This window comes from Geodermatophilus sp. SYSU D00815, assembly GCF_054050035.1.
In genome coordinates this window covers 82547-102238 of record NZ_JBJGYO010000009.1, presented here as the reverse complement: position 1 = coordinate 102238, position 19692 = coordinate 82547, and the positions used below count along the sequence as shown (strand labels likewise).

Below are 19692 nucleotides of genomic sequence, written 5' to 3'. Positions count from 1 at the left end.
AGGGTCGGCAGTCGCGGCGGCCGGGACCACCGCGGCAGGCTCACGGCGTCCTGGGCCCTGGGTTGCGGGGAAGCGGCATGCGGTGATGGACGGACACCACTGATGCGGTGCGGCGCACGGCCGCGCGGTCCCGGCGCATCCTCCACGGCGGTACCACCGGGCGACTGTGGTGGCTGGGTTCACGCACCGCTATCGCCTCCCGGGCGACCGCCGCGTCCACGTGTAGTCACCTGGGAGGCGGACGGCTCGTGCAGCGGGCAGTCCGGGTGCACGGAGAGGGGGCGGGGCCGCCAGCGCGGGTGCGCCGGCCCGCGGCGGTCGTGCAGCGTCACCACCTGCAGGTCACCGAACGGCGACGCAGCTCCCGTCGAGCTGTCACGCGTGAGCAGCGCCAGGGCAGTCCGGGCGGCCTGCAGCGCGACGTGCCCCAGGTCGGGGTAGCCCCCGATGTAGGTCGGGTGGGAGCAGCCGGCCGGGACCAGCTCGCCGTCCGGCCGCGCCGGAGGCCACGGCACGGCCCGGGCTGCGCGGTGGAGCTGTAGGCACTCCCAACAGCCGCCTCCGGCGGCGGGGAGTGTGACGATCGTGCCGCCCCAGCCGCCGGCCGTCGCCGAGGCGACCAGCATGGGCGTGCTGGTCAGCCGCAGGTGGGCGGCGAGGTAGCGGGGCACCGACTGGGTGGCGGTCGCGTCGATGACCAGGTCCTCGGCTCGCAGCCGAGGCAACTCCGTTCCGCCGTCGGCGCCCATGTAGCAGGGGGCGATCGTGACGTGGGTGTGCGGGTTGCTACTGAGGATCCGCCCGGCGATCCCGAGGACCTTCAGGTCCCCGGCGTGACGGATCCCCAGGAGCTGCCGAGCGCTGGTGGCCGGGTCATGAACGTCCCCGTCGATGAGGTGCAGATGTCCCACGCCGGCGCGGGCGAGCTCCAGCGCGATCGGGCCGCCCAGCGCCCCGACGCCGACGACGGTGACCGACGCGGCCGCGAGACGCTCACCGCGGTCCCCCGGGAGCCGCGCAGCGAGATCGGCGCGGCTGAACGGCCAGCTGCGGCGCACACGGACCCGCCCGCCGTCATCCGAGGCGCCGGCCGGGGAGGCGGACTCAAGGTCGAACAGGGTCAGTTGCTGGGCGGAGACCGTGGCATCGGCCGATCCGGGACCGGCCGGCCGCGGCTGCGCACCCCCTGCGCCGTGCATCGACCGCTCGACGCCGCTGGCCGTGCGGGTGAGTAGGAGGAACTCCTCGCACGGTCGGCGTCCGGCGCCCTCGCTGCCCACCAGGACGAGCACCGGCTTGGGGCGGGCGCCGGTGTCGGCGGGCAGGGCCTCGGCCACCCGCGCAGCGGCCCGCCGCCACAGGTCGCCGGCTTCGAGTGGGCCCGCCGGCAGGCCCGGCAGACGCACCCACGGCACGCGTTCGGCCGCTTGCAGGCCGAGCACGCCGGTGGCCCAGAGCACGCGGTGGTCGGCGTCGAGCACGGTGACCAACGCATGGACGGGGGCGGCTGTGTTGCCGAGGAACACCACGTCGGCAACCCCGCCGGGGACCTCTGGCGCAGGTAGGCACGCGGAGTCGACCAGCAGGCCGCCGAGCTCAGGCCGCCGCAGGCGGGTCCACACCGGTTCGGCGCCCGCCTCCAGCGCCAGGGTCGCCGGATCCGCACCAGCGGCGCGGCCGGCGGCGAGCAGGCGGGGCAACTGCGCGGCCAGCAGGGCGGCGAGCGTCGTCCCGGGGCGCCAGTCGTCGTCGCTGAACAGCAGGCACAGGCCGCCGTCCACCGGGTTGCGGTGGTGGTGCAGGCCAGACAGCGGTTCGGGTAGCCGCACCCGCGGCGGGAACCAGGGGAACGCGGCCGGGTACTGGATCACGAGAGCCAGCGACTCCGGATCTCCGGCGGCCGGGGCCGGGTGTGGCCAGTTGACGCGGAGCGGCTCCCGGGGGACGCGGTCACCCGGAAGTCCGACCGCGGGGTCGACGGGCGAGCCGTCGGACCACGTGGCGCCAGCAGCGGCCAGCCCGGCCAGCTCGGCCTCCAGGAGACCGGGGTAGGCCAGCCACCAGGCGGTGGGTTCGCTGGCCGTCGTCGGCGCGCTCATCAGCCCACCGGCCGCGGGTGCTCGGTCGCCGGCGCGGCCCACACGGCCGGCGCGAGCGCGATGTCCTCCACCACGGTCTCGTCGGTCGTCGTCTCCCTCTCGGTCCGCGTCGTGGTGGTGTGTCGGATGATCCGCCGCTGACCGCGGCCGGCGGACTGCACCGGCGCCCCGGTGGCGTCGTCGCCGGACTCGTCACCGGCCGGCGCGATCTCGGCGCCCGGGACGACGCTGGACTCCGGGTTGGTGCCGGTCGTGTCTTCGGCGGCGGCGTCCGACGACGCGGCGGGCTCACCGGCGGCGTCGGGGCTGATCGGGGTTTCGTCTGGCACGCGCAGGTCCCTTCGGCAGGGCCGCTGCCGTTCAGCGGCCGACCCTCATCCGACCTGCGCTTCCGGGAGTGAGAGAGCAAGATCAACGAGGTTGCCCAGCTCTGGCTGGGCAACACCTGCCGGAACGGGTGACTCCCTAACGGCGGCGGTGAGTGCGTCCGGAGAGCCCGCCGGCACGCCTTCGCCATGATCATCCCGGGTGGGAACCACATCGACCGGCGACGCACGCTCACCCCGCGGGAGTACCTGATCGACCCGCACCGCTTTGGGGTCCACCGGAGGACCCCGTTCCACGTGCCCTACCCGCCGGGCGGGGATCCCGTCTCGGCGAAGATCGCGCGGCTCCAGCACGAACTCGTTCTGGCATGGCGGGCGACCCGTCCCTACGGCGCGGGAAGCCGGGATGCCCGGGCGTTCGGGATCTCGACCTCGACCTGGAGCCGCACCCTGTTGGGGGAGCGTTGGATGGGGGAGACCGTGATGTCGGCCGTTCTGCGGAGCCTGGGTCTCCCGCGCTGAGCGGCGAAGGCCAGGGCGCCCATCCGTCCTCGGGCGAGTTCAGCTGTGGTGGGCTACCGGTGATCCGTCGTTGCTCTGGAGTGGGACTGCCCGACCCGGGTGCCGCCCGCAGATCGGTGTCTCTGTCGGTCGTCTGCGGCACCATGCCGCGCATGGCCGCGACCGCGTTCCCGCCGCCCGGCGACTACGGGGAGCTCCTCGACGACCTGAAGCGGCAGGTTCGCTCCTCGCGCGCCGCGACGATGCGCGTGGCCAATGCCCAGATGCTCGAGCTCTACCGGACGATCGGCCGCAGCCTGCTCGACCGAGCGCGGGACGGCCGTTCGGCCGAAGTGCTCGACCGGGTTAGCGCCGACCTGCGCACCCGGTTCCCCGACAGCATCGCTTTCTCGGCCAGCAACCTCGACTACATGCGGCGCTTCGCCGAGGCCTGGCCGGACCCGGCCGCCGCGCCGCCGCTGGAGCACCTGCCCTGGGGGCACATCCGGGTGCTGCTGGAAGAGGTCAGCGACCCGCAGGTCCGGGACTGGTACGCCGCCGCAGCGGTGCGGCACGGCTGGTCACAGGACGTGCTGCTGCACCAGATCCTCATCCGCGCCCACGTTCGCGGGGGCGGCTGAGAGCACTGGGCGTAGGTCCGCTGGGCCCTCGGCCGACGTCCGCCGATCTCGTCGGTGATGCGGCCGACGCCCCCGACAGAGACCGACTCCGCCGGTGCGGGGCCGTGGGCCGGGGCCCGCAGCCGACGATCGCGGGACCCGGCCCGGGCGGTAGCGCCTGCCTCAGCGCCCTGCCGGAACGTCATGCGCGCGGCGGTAGGCGTCGAGCACCTCCAACGGCAGGCGCCCCCGGTCGCCGATCGCGAAGCCGTTGCCCCGCGCCCAGGCGCGCATCGCGGCCGGGGAGACGGTGACGTGCGCGGCGGGCAACGTCCCCGCCGCCGCGGCCTGCGGCGAAGATGCGGCGCGCGGGCGCGGAATCGAGCCGGTGGCCGTTCGGGCCGCCGGCTGCAGGTGGTCCAGCAGGATCGCGAACTCGGCGGAGGACACATCGCGGGTGCCGTGCACCGCGGCGACGTCGACCTTGCTGCCGACGAAGCGGCCGTCGGTGACCAGCAGCGTGGTCCGGCGGGAGACGTTGCCCATCACCCGCACACCGAGCTGCTGGGCGCGCTGCTCGAGCTGCTGCCGCCCGTGCTCGAGCTCGCCGGTGAAGGCGACCTTGTCACCGACGCGCAGCGGTTCGCCGAGCGCCCAGTCCGCCGGCAGCGGCTTCAGGCCGGCGGACAGCCGGGCCAGGCGCGCGGCCTCGGCGGCGTCCAGAACGGCATCCAGCTCCTTTGCCGGGACGTCAAGCAGCGCGGCGGTGGCGGTCAACTCGGCCTTCTCCGCCCGGCTCACCCGGCCGTCATCCAGCGCGAGGTGCGCGAGCGCGAGCAGGAACCCGCGGTGCGCGGCGTCGACGGCGTCGCCGTCGAGCTCGTAGAGGGAGGCCACGTCGACGAGCGCGGCGCGCTCGTCATCGGTGAGCACGCCGTCCCCCAGGACGTCGGCGAGGAGCTCGAGGTAGGGCAGGGAGCCCTCGGGAGCGCCCTCGTCGAGGGCGTCGGCCAGCGAGACGTTCTCCAGCAGGCGGACCAGCGGCAGCGCCGGCGGCTTGGCGTAGGACGCGGCGATCCGCCGCTGCATCGGCGAGCGGTCGTCGACGGGCGGACGGACCCCGCCAGGCGCGGTCGGCCAGGACACCGCCCAGCCCCGCTCCGGCAGCGTGAGCAGCTCACGGCTCGGAGGGGTGCCGAAACGCGGGTCGAGGAAGCTGGCCAGCAGGGTGGCGGTGGCCCGGGCGTCCCCGAGCGCGGAGTGCGCGCCGCTGAGCCCGATGCCGGTGGCGGCGCAGCAGTCGGCCAGCCGGCGGCGGTCCAGGTGCGGCAGGTGGTCCCAGCTGTGCTCGAGCGTGCACGCCGCGGGCAGCGGCGGTAGCGCCCAGCCGGCGCGGGCGTACTCGGCCCGCAGGAACGCCAGGTCGAAGCGCACGTTGTGGCCGACCATCGCGGCACCGGCCAGGCGGGCGCTGATCTCGCCGAGGACCTGGCCGAACCGCGGCGCGCCGGCGACGTCGGCGGCGGTGATGCCGTGGATGTGGGTGGCGCCGACCGGCCCCTCCGGGTGGAACCGGCACGCCCACTCGTCCAGCACGCGGCCAGTGGCGTCTGTGCGCACGATGGCCAGCTCGAGGATGCGGTGGCTGTTGGCCGACAGGCCAGTGGTCTCCACGTCGATGACTGCGAACCCGGGAACCCGGGTCTGGGGTGCACGCACGGTGGGGCGCAGGGCCGGTGGCACGGGCGGCAGTCCCGGCGAGAGGACCGGCGCGGCCGGCGCCGGCTTCGGCCTGCGGAACCTGTCGAAGAACCCCACTGCTCACCCTTCGCCGTCGGTCGACTCCGCAGGGGAGCCTGCCAGCCCCCACTGACGATCGGCGTGCTCCGGAGCGGCGGGTCCCGGCCCGGTGGGGCCTGCGGGGTGGATGGAGCTGGTGAGGCGTCCCGGGAGACGGTGAGCGCTGCGGCCGGACCCCGCAGACCCGGGAAGGTGCCCGTGCCGCTCCCCGAAAACGGCGATCTTGAGCGGCCGGATGTGCGATTGCGTCGCAGACGAAGCGGCACTCCAGATCGCGCCTCGCTTCTCGAGCGTCCTGCATTGTCGTCTTGTGTAAGGATGAGTGGCCGTGTCGGTGCCGAGTTCGCTGCTTCAGGTCGTTGCGCTGCTCGTCCTCGTGGTGCCAGGAATCGTCTTTGCAGCTGTCAGGAGACGACTGAAAGGCCCCGTTCCCGAGGATCGGGACTTTAGTGTCAGGTTGTCGCGAGCGATCGCTGTTAGCGTCCTGCTGGATCTCATCTATGTCGCCGCACTTGGTCCCATGCTGGTGCGCAGGTACGGAGAGCGGGTCGCTGATCCCGGAAACCTTACGGATTGGGTCGATGACATTCTGCCCTTGTCGGGCCTCGCGTTCGCGCTACTGCTCGCTGTGCCGACTGTGCTCGCGTTTGCGTTGCAGATCCGATTGCGCCGTCCCCATCTGCGAAGGGATGCATGGAGTCCGCTATACCTTGCCCCCGTTTATCATCCGACGCCTACTGCGTGGGATCGCGCGGCGCCGACCAATGCTGATTGCTTCATTAGGATCCGTACCAGCGAGGGTACGTGGGTTGGCGGATGGGTGGGGAGTGGTGGCCGATCGTTTGTATCCACATATCCGGAGCCGCGAGACATCTTCATCGAGTACGAATGGGAACTTGACGACGAAGGCGTATTCAAGCGTCCCGTCTATGGCAGTCGGGGCATCTTCGTGCCCTTGACGGGATCCGAGAGGGTCTCGTGGGTGAAGTGGCCAGCGCCGGAGGAGGAGCAGCCTCCCAAGAATGAGCAGCCCACCGAGGCGGAGCAGCTCATCCAAAGGCGTAGTTGCGGATGGCGGTGGCGGAGGAACTCCGTGAGGAGGGAGCCGTAGGTTCGAGACCCTCCTCGGGCCCTGCCCCTACTTGCTGTCTTTCGGCTTCGACTCCCCGGCGCCCTGCGGCGGTCCCTCGAGGGGCATGCCCGGAGGAAACCCCGAACTTGGCGATCCCTGGCTCGTTGGCGTCGCTCCTTTGTTCTCGGTTCCTGGCCCCATCACCTTGTTGACGGGCGTCGCACCACCTGTCACCGCGTCGCGAGGCCCCTCGCGGTCCTCCGTGCTCATGTGCTCCTCCAGGTCATCATCCGCATGATCGACACACCATGCTGCCCTCCCCGGGGGCCTGCCGCTACTCGCCGGTAGTCGTCCAGCACTCCACTGCGAGCGACTGTCGCACTGGTGCCCAGATGTGAGACGACGTGGCCGGTTCACGGGGTACGGTCGCTGCTCATCGTCGGCTGAGTCCTCGCCGGGTCGCTGGCTCGACAGAGCCGTGATGACAGATGCGCGCGACCCGTTGCGCGACGAAGCCGGCCCGCGCTACCTTCCGCGCCGGCAGTTGCGCCTGCCAGCCTCCGGAGTCCGGACCGCCCACGTCGGTCCCGACGTCGCACGGGTAAGGGTCTTCGACCTGCGCGTCCCGCTCCACCTGCTGGGGCGGAGGCGTGGGCTCCGCCCGGGACAGGAACCGGGATGACTCCGCACGACGCCGCGGGGAAGCGTGCGGCCCGAGCCCGCATGGCCGCCACCGGTGACAAGTACACCCGCGCCCGCCGACTTACCCGCCGTCACCCCGCTTCCGGCGAGACCGAGGGCGAGCCCATGTCCCCGGCGGGTAGGCCGGATCTGTCTGCACCAGGTGCTTCGCTGCACCGGCCGCCCCACGGGCACACCCCCGACCCGGCCGATCCGGAGGAGCCGATGACCGACGCCGCGACAGCTGCGGACGACGACACCTCAAGCGACCCCGGCACGGGACCGGCGGAACTCGCCCGCCTCGATCTCTACCGGTACGCGACCGCTGACGATCCGGTCGTGCGCGCGCAGTACCTGGCGATCATGCGGCTGTTCTCCGAGACGCTGCTGACCGACCTGGCCGCCAGCGAGGTCGCCGAGCAGCTCACCGCCCGCGGCGAGCCGGTGACCGTGGAGGACGTCGAAGCACGCTGCGAGCGGCTCGAGGCCTGGGGCAACCTGATCCGCTCGGTGCGGGACAGCCGGGTCGCCACCGTCGCCGACTACCTGCGCTCCCGCTCCCGCTACCAGGTGTCCAAGCTCGGCGGCCGCGTGCACCGCCAGGTCGACGAGCTGCTGCGCGCCACCACCGGCGTCCGCGACGTCGCCCGGGAACTCCTCGGCGGCATGGTCGACACCCTCGACCGGATCGTCGACCGGATCACCGACGCCTCCGGCGCCGAGCCGGACGCCGAGGCGATCGCCGCCGACGTCACCACCGTCTTCGCCAGCCAGCAGCTGTTCACCGACTCCGTCGCCGACTTCTACGCCTACCTCAACCAGGTGCTCTCCCGCTACGACCTGGCCGGGGAGGAGTACGCCGGGTTCAAGGAGCTGCTGCTGACCTACGTCGACCTCATCACCGCCGACGTCGCCCGGCACGCCCCGGCTGTGATGGGCAAGCTGGCGGTCCTCGAGCGGCATCTGGACGCCCTGCTCGCCGTCCTGGACACCCTGCCGACGCTGACCAACCCCGACGGGTCCCCGGCCGAGCGGTCCCCGGGGCGGGCGCGCAGCGACTGGGAGGAGTTCGCCGCCTGGTACACCGGGCACGCCGGCCGGTCCGGTCCGGCGCAGCTGCGCACCGCCGCCGAGCAGGCGCTCGCGCAGCTGCTGGCCAACGCCAAGCGGATGCTCGCCGCGGCCGGCACCGGTGTCTCCCGGCGCACCGATCTGCTGCGGCTGGCCGGCTGGTTCGCCGAGGCCGGCCCGGAGGAGGCACACCGGCTGTTCGCTGCTGCGTTCGGCGCCTACCCGGCCCGGCACGTCGTCCTGGGCCCGGAGGAGATCACCGGCCGCGGCGCCGGCGAGGCCACCACCTCCTGGTTCGACGCCGACCCGGTGCCGGTGCCGGTGTCGCTGCGCGAGCGCGGCGACCGCGCCGCCCGCGGCCGCACCTCCCGGGTGCCCGATCCCAGCGCGGAGCGGGAGCTGCTGCGCGCCGAGGCCGAAGCCGACGCCGCCCGGGACCGCGCCGCGGCCGCCGAGCTGGTCGCTGCCGGGCGGCTCGGCGGCGCCCAGCTCACCCCGGCCGCCCGGGACCTGGTCCTGGACCGGCTCGGGGAGATGTTCGCCGCCGGGCAGGACGTCACCGAGGCGCTGGCCTGGACCGACGACGACCTGGGGTTCGTGCTGCGCGCCGAGCCGACGCCGGGGAAGGCCACCGTCATCGCCGCGCCCGACGGGGAGCTGCACGTGCACGGCCTGACCCTGACAGTCGTCCCCTTCGCCGCGTCCCGCGGCACCGGATCGGAGGGCTGAGCCGATGAGCGGCCCGATGACCGCCGGCGTGGACGCCGAACGGCGCGACGCCGCCCGGGCGCTGCTGCGCTGCCCGTTCCTCACCGCCGCCGACGCCCCGGAGACCCTCGCCCTGGTCCGCCGGCACGCGACCGCGCTGAAGAGCACCTTCGCGTCCCTGCTCGGCTATCCGCTGGTCGTTGAGGCCAGCTTCGCCCGGCTGATCAAGGCGCCGCTGACCGACGACGCCCCGGCCCGCCCGGCCCGGCGGGCCTCCGGCGGGGAGTTCACCGCCCGCACGTACGCGCACGTGGCGCTGCTGTGCGCGGCGCTGCTCGCGCCGGGCATCGGCGAGCAGGTGCTCATCAGCGGACTGGTGGAGCAGTTGCGCGCCGACGCCGCGCGGGCCGGGGTGACGCTGGAGGACAGCTACACCGACCAGCGGCACCTGGTCGCTGCGTTCCGGCAGCTGATCGCCTGGGGCGTGCTCGAGGAAACCGAGGGGTCGGTCGCCGCGTGGGGCGACCGGCACGACGAGGCGCTGCTGACCGTGCACCGGCAGCTGCTGCCGCACCTGCTGGCCCGCAGCCTCGCGCCGCTGGCCGGCCCGGCCGACCTGCTCACCGCCGGCCCGGACCTCGTCGAGCAGCCCCGGCGCAGCCTGCGCCGCAAGCTGGTGGAGAACCCGCTGGTCCGCCGCGAGGACCTCACCGAGGCCGAACGGGACGCGCTGAGCCGGGAACGGACCGAGCTGACCCGGCTGCTGGAGGACAACTTCGGGCTGCTGCTGGAGGTCCGCGCCGAGGGCGCGCTGCTCTACGACCCCGACCGGCAGGTCACCGACACGGAGTTCCCCGGCTCGGGCAGGGTGAAGCAGGCCGCGCTGCTTCTGGTCGACGAGCTGCTGCGCGTGCACGCGCCGACCGGCGGCCGGACCGCCGAGGTAGCCGGGCGGAGCGTGCCCGGGCTGCTGTGCGACTGGGACGAGGTCGACGAGGTCGTCACCGCGCTGGCCGGCCGGCACCGCACGGCGTGGGGCGCGGAGTACGTGACCCACCCCGACCGGTTGCGCGCCGAGGCGGTCGGCGTGCTGGCCGGGCTGAGCCTGGCCACCGGCACCCCCGACGGGCTGGTGCTGCACCCGGCCGCGGCCCGCTACCGGGCGGTGGTGGAGACCCCGCCGGCGCGCACCCGCGCGCAGACCCGGCTCGGCCCGGACGGCCGGGACGGCTCGGACCCCGGCGCCGGCCCGGACCCCGACCTGTTCACCGACAGCACCGATGGCACCAACAGCACCGACGACAGCACCGAGACCGACATCGACACCGACGGGACGACCGAGTCATGACCCTGCCGCTGACCGCACCCGCCGACGAGTACGACGACCTCGAGCAGACCCCGCCGAAGCGGTTCCCCAGCCGCTGGCGGCTGCACCGCGGCGGCATCGTCAACGTCTGGTTCTACTACGACGAGGAGTTCACCTTCTCTGGCGGCCGGGTCATCTGGCGCGGCACGAATGGCGCCGGGAAGAGCCGAGCCCTGGAGATGCTGCTGCCGTTCGTCTTCGACGCCGACCGCCGCGGCATCGACGCCACGGGCCAGGGCAAGGTCCGCCTCGAGGAGCTGATGAGCGCCGGCTTCCGGGAGGAGGGCACCAACCGGGTCGGCTACCTCTGGTTGGAGCTGAAGGGCGAGGCCGACGGCGGCGGCGATGAGTACCTCACCGTCGGGGTGTTCATCCGCTACTCGAAGGCCAGCGCCGAGGCGAAGGCCTGGTACTTCCTCACCGACCGCCGGGTCGGGGACGGCCTGCCGCTGATCGACGAGAATCGGCACTCGCTGTCCCGCGACCAGCTGTCGGCGCTGATCGGCGCCGACGCGCTGACCGAGGCGCCGGAGAAGCACCGGGAGCGGGTCCGCGCGCAGGTGTTCGGGCTGCCCGGCGAGCTGGGCAAGGAGCGCTTCACCGGGCTGCTGCGGCTGCTGCACGTGCTGCGCAACCCCGACGTCGGCAACAAGATCGAGGCCGGTCTGCTGCCCTCGATCGTCTCTGACTCGCTGCCGCCGCTGGCCGAGACGGCCCTCGGCGCGGCCGGTGAGCAGCTGGACGGGCTGTCGGAGACCCGCGACGCGCAGCGGGAGCTGGAGGCCGACGCGGCGCACGTGGCCACGTTCCTGGGCACCTACCGGCGCTACGCCGCCGGCGTGCTCGGCGACGCCGCGGAGGCCGCCCGCGCCGCGGCCGGTGTGGTCCGCGAGCGGGACGGCGACGTCCGGGACGCGGTGCAGCGCCGGGAGGACCTGACCCGCCGGCACGCCGAGGCGCGCACCGCCCGCGTTGAGCTCGAGGACACCGAGCGGGCTCTGGACGGGACGATCGCCGGCATCCGCGGCTCGCAGGCCTACGCCGACGCCGCCGAGCTCGACGAGGTCGCTGGCCGGGTCGCCGCGGTCCGCGGCACCGCCGAACGGTCCCTGGGCGCGGCGGAGATCGCGCGGCGGGCCGAGGCGCGCAGCGTCGCCGCCGCCGACGGCCGGGCCGAGGAGGTGGCCGGCTACGCCAAGAGCACCGCCCGGCAGCTGGCCGACCTGGGCGCGCTGATGGCGCAGGCGGGCATGTCCGCCGACGTGCTGCCGGCCGCGGTCACCGCCGGCCGCACCGAGCCGCCGCCGCGGACCGACACGGTGCGCACCACCGCGGACGCCGATCCTGGCCCGGTGCTCCGCCCGCAGCCGCAGACGCTGACGGTCACCCCGGCCGACCCGGCCGAGGTGTCCCGATCGGTGCGCAACGTCGCCGCCGCCGCGCGCACCCGCGCCGACCAGGCCGGCAACCGGCTGACCGCGGCGCGCAGCCTGGCCGGCCAGCTGCGCCGGGTGGAGGGCGCAGAGGAGACCGCCGAGCGAGCCGGGGACGCGGCCGAGACCGCCGAGGCCGACGCGGTCGACGCCGCCGACGCCCGCGACGACGCCGCGACCGCGCTCGCCGGAGACTGGCGGACCTGGGTGGCCGCGCCGGCGACGACCGCGGCGCTCGGCCCGGTGGACTGGCCGGCCACCGCGGTCGGGCCGCTGCTCGCCGACGCCGGCGCGCTGACCGGCGAGGCCGACGACGAGGAGCAGCTGGCCGAGCTGGACCGGGCCGCCGACGACGCCGCGGTCGCCGCCCGGCAGCGGATCGCTGACGACCGGGCCGGGCTGCGCGCCCGGCAGGAGGCCGCCGACGCCGAACGGGAGGAGCTGGGCACCGAGGCCCGGGAGCTGCGCGCCGAGCGGGATCCGGCGCCAGCGGCGCCGCCGTGGCAGACGGCCGCCCCGGCCGGTGGCGTGCCGCTGTGGCGTGCGGTGGAGTTCACCGGGCCACTCGCCGCCGACGACGCCCCGGCGACGGAGAAGGCCGGGCTGGAGGCCGCGCTGCTGGCCGCCGGGCTGCTGACCGCACACTTGACCCGGGACGGAACGCTCACCGCCACCGACGGGCAGGTGCTGCTGTCCGCGGCCGGCCCGACGGCGGACCGGCCGCTGACCGCCGCGCTGGCCGCCGACCCGGCGAGCCCGCTGGACCCGGCCGTGGTCACCGACCTGCTGGCCCGGATCGCTCTGGACGACCCGACACATCCGGTGTGGGTGGGCCGCGACGGCGCCTGGGGCAACGGCCCGCTGCACGGCAAGCACATCGCGCCCGCCGCCCGGCACATCGGTGCGCAGGCCCGCGCCGCGGCCCGCGCGCAGCGGCTGGCCGAGATTGCCACCCGGCTGGAGCAGCTCGATGCTGAGGACGTCGTCCGCGCCGCCGAGGCCGAGGCGCTGACCGCGGCCACGGCCGGGCTGGTCGCGCAGCTGCGGACCGCGCCGCGGACCGCGGCGCTGGCCCGGGCCCGGGTGCAGGCGGCCGCCGCGGCACGCCAGGCCGAGCGGGCCGACCGCGCCGCACGGACCGCCCGCGCCGAGGCTGAGCGGCTTCGCACGGAGTGGCGTGCCGCGGCGGTGCGGCACGCCGAGGCGTGCCGGGCGTTTGGGCTGCCGACTGACGCCGACGCGCTGGCCGTGGTGGCCGGACAGGCCCGGGACGTCGCGGCCGGCTGCGACCTGCTCGCCGGCCGGTTCACCGAGCTGGCCGCGCAGCTGGCCCGGCACGCGGCCGCGCTGCAGGTCGTGGACGCGGACGCGGCCGGCCGCGCCGAGGCGGAGGAGATCGCGGCTGCGGACTGGCTGAGCTGGCATACCGCCGATGCGGAGCTGGTCGCGCTGCGGGCCAGCGTCGGGGAGGACGTCGCGGCCATCCGCGAGCAGCTGGCCGACGCCGAAGCCGAGCGGGGCCAGGTGCGCCTGAAGCTGGGCAAGGCGCGTGACGCCGAGGGTGACCTGGGCGGCAAGGCTGGGGAGGCCACGGCCCGGGCGTCGGCCGCCGAGGAGCGGGCCGCCGACGCCCGCACCGCGCTGGCCGCGGCGCTGCTACGGCTGCGGCGGGTCGCCGACCTGCCCGGCCTGGTCGCCGCAGCGCTGCCCGGCGAGGTGCAGCTGCCCGAGCTGCCGGCCGCCGATCCGGTGGCCGCGCAGCCGGCCGCAGTGGAGGCCGCGGCGCGGGCGGTGCTGACCGCGGCGGCGGCCGGCCGGGGCGGAGCGGTCGATCAGACCGCGGCCGGGCGCGCGGTGCAGGCCCTGCAGTCGGACCTGACCGGCACCTTCGACGTGCTAACCACGGTCGCCGAAGGGGTGCTGCTGGTGGAGCTAGTGGACGCCTCGGGGCCGCGGTCGGTCGCCGCGGCGCACGGCACGCTGACCGCGCGGGTCGCCGAGGGCCGCACGGCGCTGACCGAGCGGGAGCGGGAGGTCTTCACCCGGTTCGTGCTCGGCGGGGTCGCCGAGGAGCTGCAGCGGCGGATCAAGCAGGCGCAGGAGCTGGTCGACGCGATGAACGCCAGCCTGTCGACGATCCGCACGTCGCACGGGATCAGCGTGCGGGTGAACTGGTCGCTGGCGGTGCCCGACGGGTCGCCGCTGGCCCGCATCCGGGAGCTGGTTGGGCTGCCCGGGGAGATGCGCACTCCGGAGCAGGACGGGGAGCTGATCGCGCTGATCACCGCCCGGGTAGAGGAGCAGCTGACCCTGGACGCGACCGCCGGGTACGCCGCGCACCTGAAGGCGGCGCTGGACTACCGTTCCTGGTACGAGGTGGACGTGCGCATCCTCGGCCCAGGCCCGGGGCAGGACCGCGGCATCAGCAAGCGCAGCAAGCTGTCGCAGGGCGAGACCCGGTTCGTCTCCTACATCACCCTGTTCGCCGCGGTCGACGCGTACCTGTCCGGACTGCCCGACATCTCCCGGGCGCTGCGGCTGATCGTGCTCGACGACGCGTTCGCGAAGGTCGACAACCGCACCATCGGGGTGCTGATGGGGCTGCTGGTCCGCCTCGACATCGACTTCGCGATGACCGGGCACAACCTGTGGGGCACCTACCGGCAGGTGCCGGAGCTGGACATCTACGAGGTCCGCCGCCGGGAGGGCGGCGCGGCGGTGACCACGCACGTGTTCTGGGACGGGCACACCAAGCACCTGCGGGTGGCGCGATGACTCTGCCGCCCGCGGGGGCGCCGGTGCTGCCGGAGCGAACCCGGACCTGGCTGGCACACGCGGCGCTGGCGCCGCTGTGGGAGCGGGTCCGGGACCGGCTGGAGCGCAACAGGCTGGCAGTGTCCGGCACGGTCGCCGTCGAACTCGATGCGGACGGCGCCGGTCGACTGGAGCGGCTGCTCGGTCGACGGGTGACGCCGGGTGTCGTCCGGATCCGGCTGGAGACCCTTGACGGCGCCCTGCGGTCCTCGGCCGCCGCGGCCGGGCTGGTCGCCGTCGCCTCCGCGCTCGGCGGGCCGTTGGTCGACCGGACGGCGGCGCGCGAGGAGCGCGACGCAGCCTGGTCGGCGGTGTGGGCAGAACTGGACGCCGGGCTGGCCGCCGCCGGCCTGATCACCGCAGGGTGGGCGCCGACGTTCACCGAGGGGGTGCGCCGGTCCGGGCTGCTCACCCGTGCCGGGGCTGCCGCGGCCCGTTCCGCCGTCGGCGTGGCGACCGCGACGCTGGCCGAGCTCGCCGAGGAAACGCCACTGACCGGGGCGGCCGAGCTGGTCGAGCCGCGATGGGAACTGGCCGAGCTCGCCGGCCGAACCACCGGGAATGCGCATGGTTTGGACGACGGCCACCTGGCCGCCGCGCTGCTGCTGCGGGCGGTGGCCGCCGCGACCGGGGAGCCGGCACCGTCCACCCCGGCTGAGCGCCGCGCGCTGTGGGAACGCGTTGGGGTCACCACCGACCAGGTATCGGGCACCGTGCTCGTATGGGGCCTGCGGCCACCCGGCCCGGGCCGGTGGGCGGCGATGATGCGGGAGCGGGCCGATCAGGGTCTGCCGACCCACCTGACCCTCTACGAGCTGCGCGCAGCCGTCGAGGCGCCGGCGAAAGCGGGAGAGCGAGTGTTCGCCTGCGAGAACCCGCAGGTGCTACAGGCTGCGGCCCGCGCCGGGGTCTCCGCGTCGCTGATCTGCTTCGCCGGCAACCCCGCCTCGGCCGGGCTCCTGCTGCTAGCCCGGCTGGTCGAGGCCGGCGCGCGGGTGAACTACCACGGGGACTTCGACTGGGCTGGAGTGCGCATCGCTGCCCGCCTCGCCCGCCGCGGCGCGGGCCTCTGGCGGATGAGCGCGGACGACTACGCGGCGGCAGTCGCCGACCTGCCGGCCGACGGGCGGCTGACGCTGACGGGGTCGCCGACGTCGACCCCGTGGGACGATCGACTCGCCGTCGCAATGAGCCGCGCGCAGATCGCGGTCCACGAGGAGATGCTGCTGACACCGCTGCTCGACGACTTGCGGTAGCGCGTCGCCACTGCGGGCTCGCGAGGTGGCGCTTCGGCGGACGTCAACGGCGATCCCGACGCTCGTCCTGCCATCGCCCGTCCGCCCTGTACTCCTCGGCAATGGCGTCCAGAAGAGCTGCTGTCCGCGGCCACTGGGAGTGCACCCTGTCGGCCCACACCTGGTACTGCGCGGCGAGGGCGCGCTCCTGCTGTCCACCGTCGTGGGGTCCGCGGGTGGTGACCCCGCGCTGGTTCACGCGAGCCAGGTGCAAGCCCTCTTCGAGGTCCGGGTTCGCGCGTGCCTCGAGGATCTGCCGCACCGGCGCGCTCGGCCAGGTGCCATCGTCGTCGGTGATCCTGCCGGCGAGCGCTTGGCCGATGCAGTAGCGACCGATCTTGCCCCTGCCTGCTTCCGTGAGCAGCGCCTCAGCGCGTGCGACCCACGCCTCCAGCGTGCCGCCGTCCAGGACACCCCCCGTACTCGTCGCCGGCAGCACGTGCCACGTCCGGAGCAGTCCGTAGGCGACGGCAGCGAGCTGCGCGTCACGCTCATCTGCCACCGGACCGGCGGTCCCGTCATCTGGCGTGCCGTCCTCGTCGGCAGGGGAATCGGGGCGGAAGGCGGCGATCACGAGCCGCACGAACAGCTCCGGGTCCTCGGCGAGTTGGCGAAACAGCGCCCGCGGTTGGCGCACGTGGTCGAGCATCGGCTGGAACCACCACTCGATCGCTGCGAGCCGCCCTGTGTCAGCTCCGGCCGCATCCAGTCCGTCGAGCAGCTGGCCGAGGTGGTAGTGGAGCTCCGGCGCGATCTTGGTGCCGTCCTCGCCCGTCGATCGGAGCCCCTCCAGAACCCGCAGCGCGACGTCGATCAACGCCGGCATGAGCGTCTCGGTGTGCCGATGGAGGGTGATCATCGCCAGCGCCGTCCACGGCCTGTCCCGCGCGAGAAGCCGCTCGACGTAGGCCAACAGGTAGTCGTCCGGGACGCCCGAAGAGGGTGGGTGCGCCCAGTAGCGCGCCTGGATGTCGGGGGACGAGCCGTCGACGAGGGCGAGGATGTCCGGAGACGGTGCGCAGCTGCGCAGGATCTCGGCGGCGACGTCCTCGGACGGCGCCGCCGCGAGGACGCGTTCGAGCCAGGCGAGTTCGCCGGTCTGGAATCTCTGGGCGACGTAGCCCCTGACCATCTGTGCGACAGGCTCCGCTCCGGTGAGGAGCGCAAGCAGGGTCGGCTCGTTGGCGCCCAGGTCGAACGCCGCCAGGTGCCAGCCGATGACGTACTTCGCCTGGCTGTCACCGGCGAGGCGGATCACGGCATCGAGGTCGCCGGTCTGGAGTAGTCGCTCGATCGTCGCCCTCCGCTCGCGCTCGACGATGTCCTGTGCCTCCTGTGGCGTGAGGCTGTCATCGTCCATCGCGCGCCGCGGCCAGAACGCGAACCAGTCGACGTCCGGGGTGGCCGTCGCGGCTGGGTCGAGCTCGAGCGCCAGCGCCTCGACCCCGGTCAGCTCGTCCTCGGGCACGGACCAGTCGGCGTCGGCGAACTTGCGGTGCCGCGTCACCTGGTCGGCGAGCAGGCGTGCGATCTCCTGGCGAAGGTCATCGTCAGCTGGGGCCAGGCCGCTGCGGATCGCGGCCAGCAGCGTCGCCCTGGACTGCGACGGGACGCGCATGACCACGTCGACGAGATCACGCAGCCGCTGCGGGTCGTCGCCGACGTCCTCGGCGAGGAGGTCGGCGACATCCCGGAGGCCATCAAACGCATCGCTGAGGTTGGGCTCGCTCACCGCCTCCCAGTCCCGCCATCGGGCCTTGCCTCTGAGCAGGATGCCGCCGCCGGCGGTCGAGGGGACGAGGCGGACCAGCAGCCGCCACGCGACCTCGGGGTACTTCGTGCGGAGCAGGTCGAGGGTGTCCCGTCGTGTCGCGCCTGTCACCGCGGCCTGGGGGTGCAGCAGGTCGAGTGACTCAAGAAGGCTGCCGATCGGGGTGTTGCCCTTGCTGCCGCCGTTGTCCAGCTCTTCGAGGCGGGCGGTCGCGAGGATGGCGCGCCCGACGTACCTCGGGTTGAGAGCCAGTCGCTCCAGGGCCCACAGGAGGTGGTGGTGCCGCGCGCCGGACCCTGAGAGGCCAGGGACCCCGGAGTCTGGTGCGAACAGCGCAGCCAGCGGATCACCGGGTGCTGCCAGCGCGCGTTCCACGGCCGTGAGGAACACGGTCGGCGCCGCCTCCGCGAGTTCCGGGAGGAGATCCGCGATGGAGATCCACGCCCGCGGTTCGTCCTGCGCGAGAAGCGCGCGCACCGAGGCATTGGCGTGTTCCTGGCCCGTGTGTCCGTCCTGCATCTCTCGCTCACCGACCACCGCGCCAAGCGCGGCCACCGCCTGCACCATCGCGGCCCGCAGCGTCGGCGAGTGCGCGCGCCGCACACCCTTGATACCGGCGTACATGCGCTCCGTGGCAGGAAGGTCCAGCACCGGGTCGGGCTCGGTGACGACCGTGACGAGCAGCTCGTGGAACGTGGTGAGATCGGCTCCGGTCAAAGCGGGGAAGAGCAGCTCCCAGGCGTCGAACAGGTCGACGAACTCCCATCGCCCAGCCTGGACCCGCAACGGTGGATCCTCACGGTTCACGAACGGCTGCAGCGAACGGCTCAGCCCCCGCCACTGGCTGGCGGTGAGCTCTTGGAGAACGGCGAGGTCGGCCTGGTTCGTGTCGACCCAGGCACCTGCGAGCAGCGAGGGCGCGAGCACGGCGGTGGCCGAACCCTCAGCCCAGTCCGGTGCGCGCAGCGTCCCGGTGCGTCCCTGGCGCCGACGTAGGCTGCTCAGGCTGCGACGGGCGGCGCGGGCGTACTCTGAGGCGGCCCACCCCCCGACCCCGGCCGCCTCAAACGCGGCCGTCGCCGCAGGAACCTCGATGCGTGGCAGCTTGGCCGGGGAGCGCGGCCCTTCCGGAATCAGGACGTGGTGCCCGGCCTTCAGCGCCAGGGGAACGTCCGGGTCTTCGAACGTCGGCACCAGGATCAGCGGCTCGTTGTGGGTAGCGAGCCGTAGCCACCCGCCCGCGCCGGTCACGACGACGGCGCGGGTCAGCAGCGCCTCGGGCATCGCAGCGGCGAAGAACGCCAGCGACTCGGCGGCCGTGTCGCTGCCGATACGGATCTCCGTCGCCGGGCCGGCGAGGGCGCTGGTCAGGGTCTCGGCCTGCTCGGTGCGACCGGCCAGGAGCAGCCCGGCCGGGAGAGCGGGAGCGGTCTCCGCACTCCACCGTTCCCACCGTCGGCTCAGCAGCTCGACCTCCGTGGGCTTCTTGCCGACGAGCTCGGAAGCCAGGATGTGGACGCCCGGCTGGGTCTCCAGCCAGCTCACGAGTTGGACGCCGTCGATGACGCGAACGTCCGCCCAGTTGTTCGTCGTCTCGGCGAGCTTCCGGTCGATCCACTTCTTCGAGTCATTGCCCTCCCAGTGGCGGGGGGTGAAGAAGACGAAGGTCTGCGTGGCCTGCACCTCAAGGGGCGTTGCCTTCGTGCGCTTCGCGAAGTCGGACTGCGCCTTCGCCTGCGGGTCCGCTCCGACGCCGCCCTCCCAGCGGGAGGCGCCGGCGGGGATCCACGGCTCGTGGGCAACGGGGGCGTCGAGCACGATGTCCCAGCCCGGCTCACCCACCGCATCACCGCTCGGGGCGCGGATTGCGTCAACCCCGACGGTCGCCAGGATGAGCCGTCGCAGAAGCGCCGGGAGCTCCGGGCGGGCGGCGACGCTGTCCGCCCAGTGCTCCAGGTCCATCAGGTTGGCGAACTCGGGGTTCATCAGCCGCTCGCTTCTCCCCCTCGGGGCGGTCGACGGTGCACCGCAGGCCACGGTAGTTCCGCGTACCGACCTTGCGAGGGGGCGTCCACTCTGGCGCCGGGGGCTAGCGGCCGGGTGGCCCCATCCGATTCCAGGACGGCCCACACGGC

The 19692-nt window shown here is 74.1% G+C and carries 10 protein-coding genes; 6 read left to right on the top strand and 4 right to left on the bottom strand.

Going from position 1 to position 19692, the window contains the following annotated elements; all coding sequences use genetic code 11:
• Nucleotides 1-179 precede the first annotated feature (179 nt).
• Nucleotides 180-1781, bottom strand: a complete 1602-nt coding sequence (locus ACI78S_RS12760; protein ID WP_456973763.1) for a HesA/MoeB/ThiF family protein — start codon at nt 1779-1781, stop codon at nt 180-182.
• A 317-nt stretch (nt 1782-2098) separates the two neighbouring features.
• On the bottom strand, nt 2099-2428 hold the full coding sequence (locus ACI78S_RS12755; RefSeq protein ID WP_456973762.1) for a hypothetical protein: 330 nt from the start codon (nt 2426-2428) through the stop codon (nt 2099-2101).
• A 671-nt stretch (nt 2429-3099) separates the two neighbouring features.
• On the opposite strand from ACI78S_RS12755, the gene ACI78S_RS12750 reads away from it, so the two are divergent.
• On the top strand, nt 3100-3567 hold the full coding sequence (locus ACI78S_RS12750; RefSeq protein WP_456973760.1) for a DUF1016 N-terminal domain-containing protein: 468 nt from the start codon (nt 3100-3102) through the stop codon (nt 3565-3567).
• A 162-nt stretch (nt 3568-3729) separates the two neighbouring features.
• On the opposite strand, the gene ACI78S_RS12745 is transcribed toward ACI78S_RS12750, so the two are convergent.
• A complete protein-coding gene (locus ACI78S_RS12745; protein WP_456973758.1) occupies nt 3730-5220 on the bottom strand; it encodes an exonuclease domain-containing protein in 1491 nt (496 codons plus the stop codon).
• 448 nt (nt 5221-5668) lie between these two features.
• On the opposite strand from ACI78S_RS12745, the gene ACI78S_RS12740 reads away from it, so the two are divergent.
• The 5 genes from ACI78S_RS12740 to ACI78S_RS12720 all read left to right on the top strand — a co-directional run bounded on the left by ACI78S_RS12740 (nt 5669) and on the right by ACI78S_RS12720 (nt 15747).
• Nucleotides 5669-6457, top strand: a complete 789-nt coding sequence (locus tag ACI78S_RS12740; RefSeq protein ID WP_456973756.1) for a DUF6338 family protein — start codon at nt 5669-5671, stop codon at nt 6455-6457.
• 639 nt (nt 6458-7096) lie between these two features.
• Complete coding sequence (locus ACI78S_RS12735; RefSeq protein WP_456973754.1) at nt 7097-8899, top strand: TIGR02677 family protein; 1803 nt, start codon at nt 7097-7099, stop codon at nt 8897-8899.
• A 4-nt stretch (nt 8900-8903) separates the two neighbouring features.
• A complete protein-coding gene (locus tag ACI78S_RS12730) occupies nt 8904-10226 on the top strand; it encodes a TIGR02678 family protein (RefSeq protein WP_456973752.1) in 1323 nt (440 codons plus the stop codon).
• Entirely contained in the window at nt 10223-14452 is a 4230-nt protein-coding gene (locus ACI78S_RS12725) for a TIGR02680 family protein (RefSeq protein ID WP_456973750.1), read from the top strand. The genes ACI78S_RS12730 and ACI78S_RS12725 overlap by 4 nt, the downstream gene beginning before the upstream one ends.
• Nucleotides 14449-15747 carry a TIGR02679 family protein gene (locus ACI78S_RS12720; RefSeq protein WP_456973748.1) on the top strand — a complete coding sequence of 433 codons (1299 nt, stop codon included), beginning with the start codon at nt 14449-14451 and terminating at the stop codon, nt 15745-15747. The genes ACI78S_RS12725 and ACI78S_RS12720 overlap by 4 nt, the downstream gene beginning before the upstream one ends.
• 43 nt (nt 15748-15790) lie before the next feature.
• Here ACI78S_RS12720 and ACI78S_RS12715 read toward each other — a convergent pair whose 3' ends face one another.
• Nucleotides 15791-19543 (bottom strand): hypothetical protein, encoded by a 3753-nt coding sequence (locus ACI78S_RS12715; RefSeq protein ID WP_456973746.1) that lies wholly within the window; start codon nt 19541-19543, stop codon nt 15791-15793.
• Nucleotides 19544-19692: the final 149 nt, after the last annotated feature.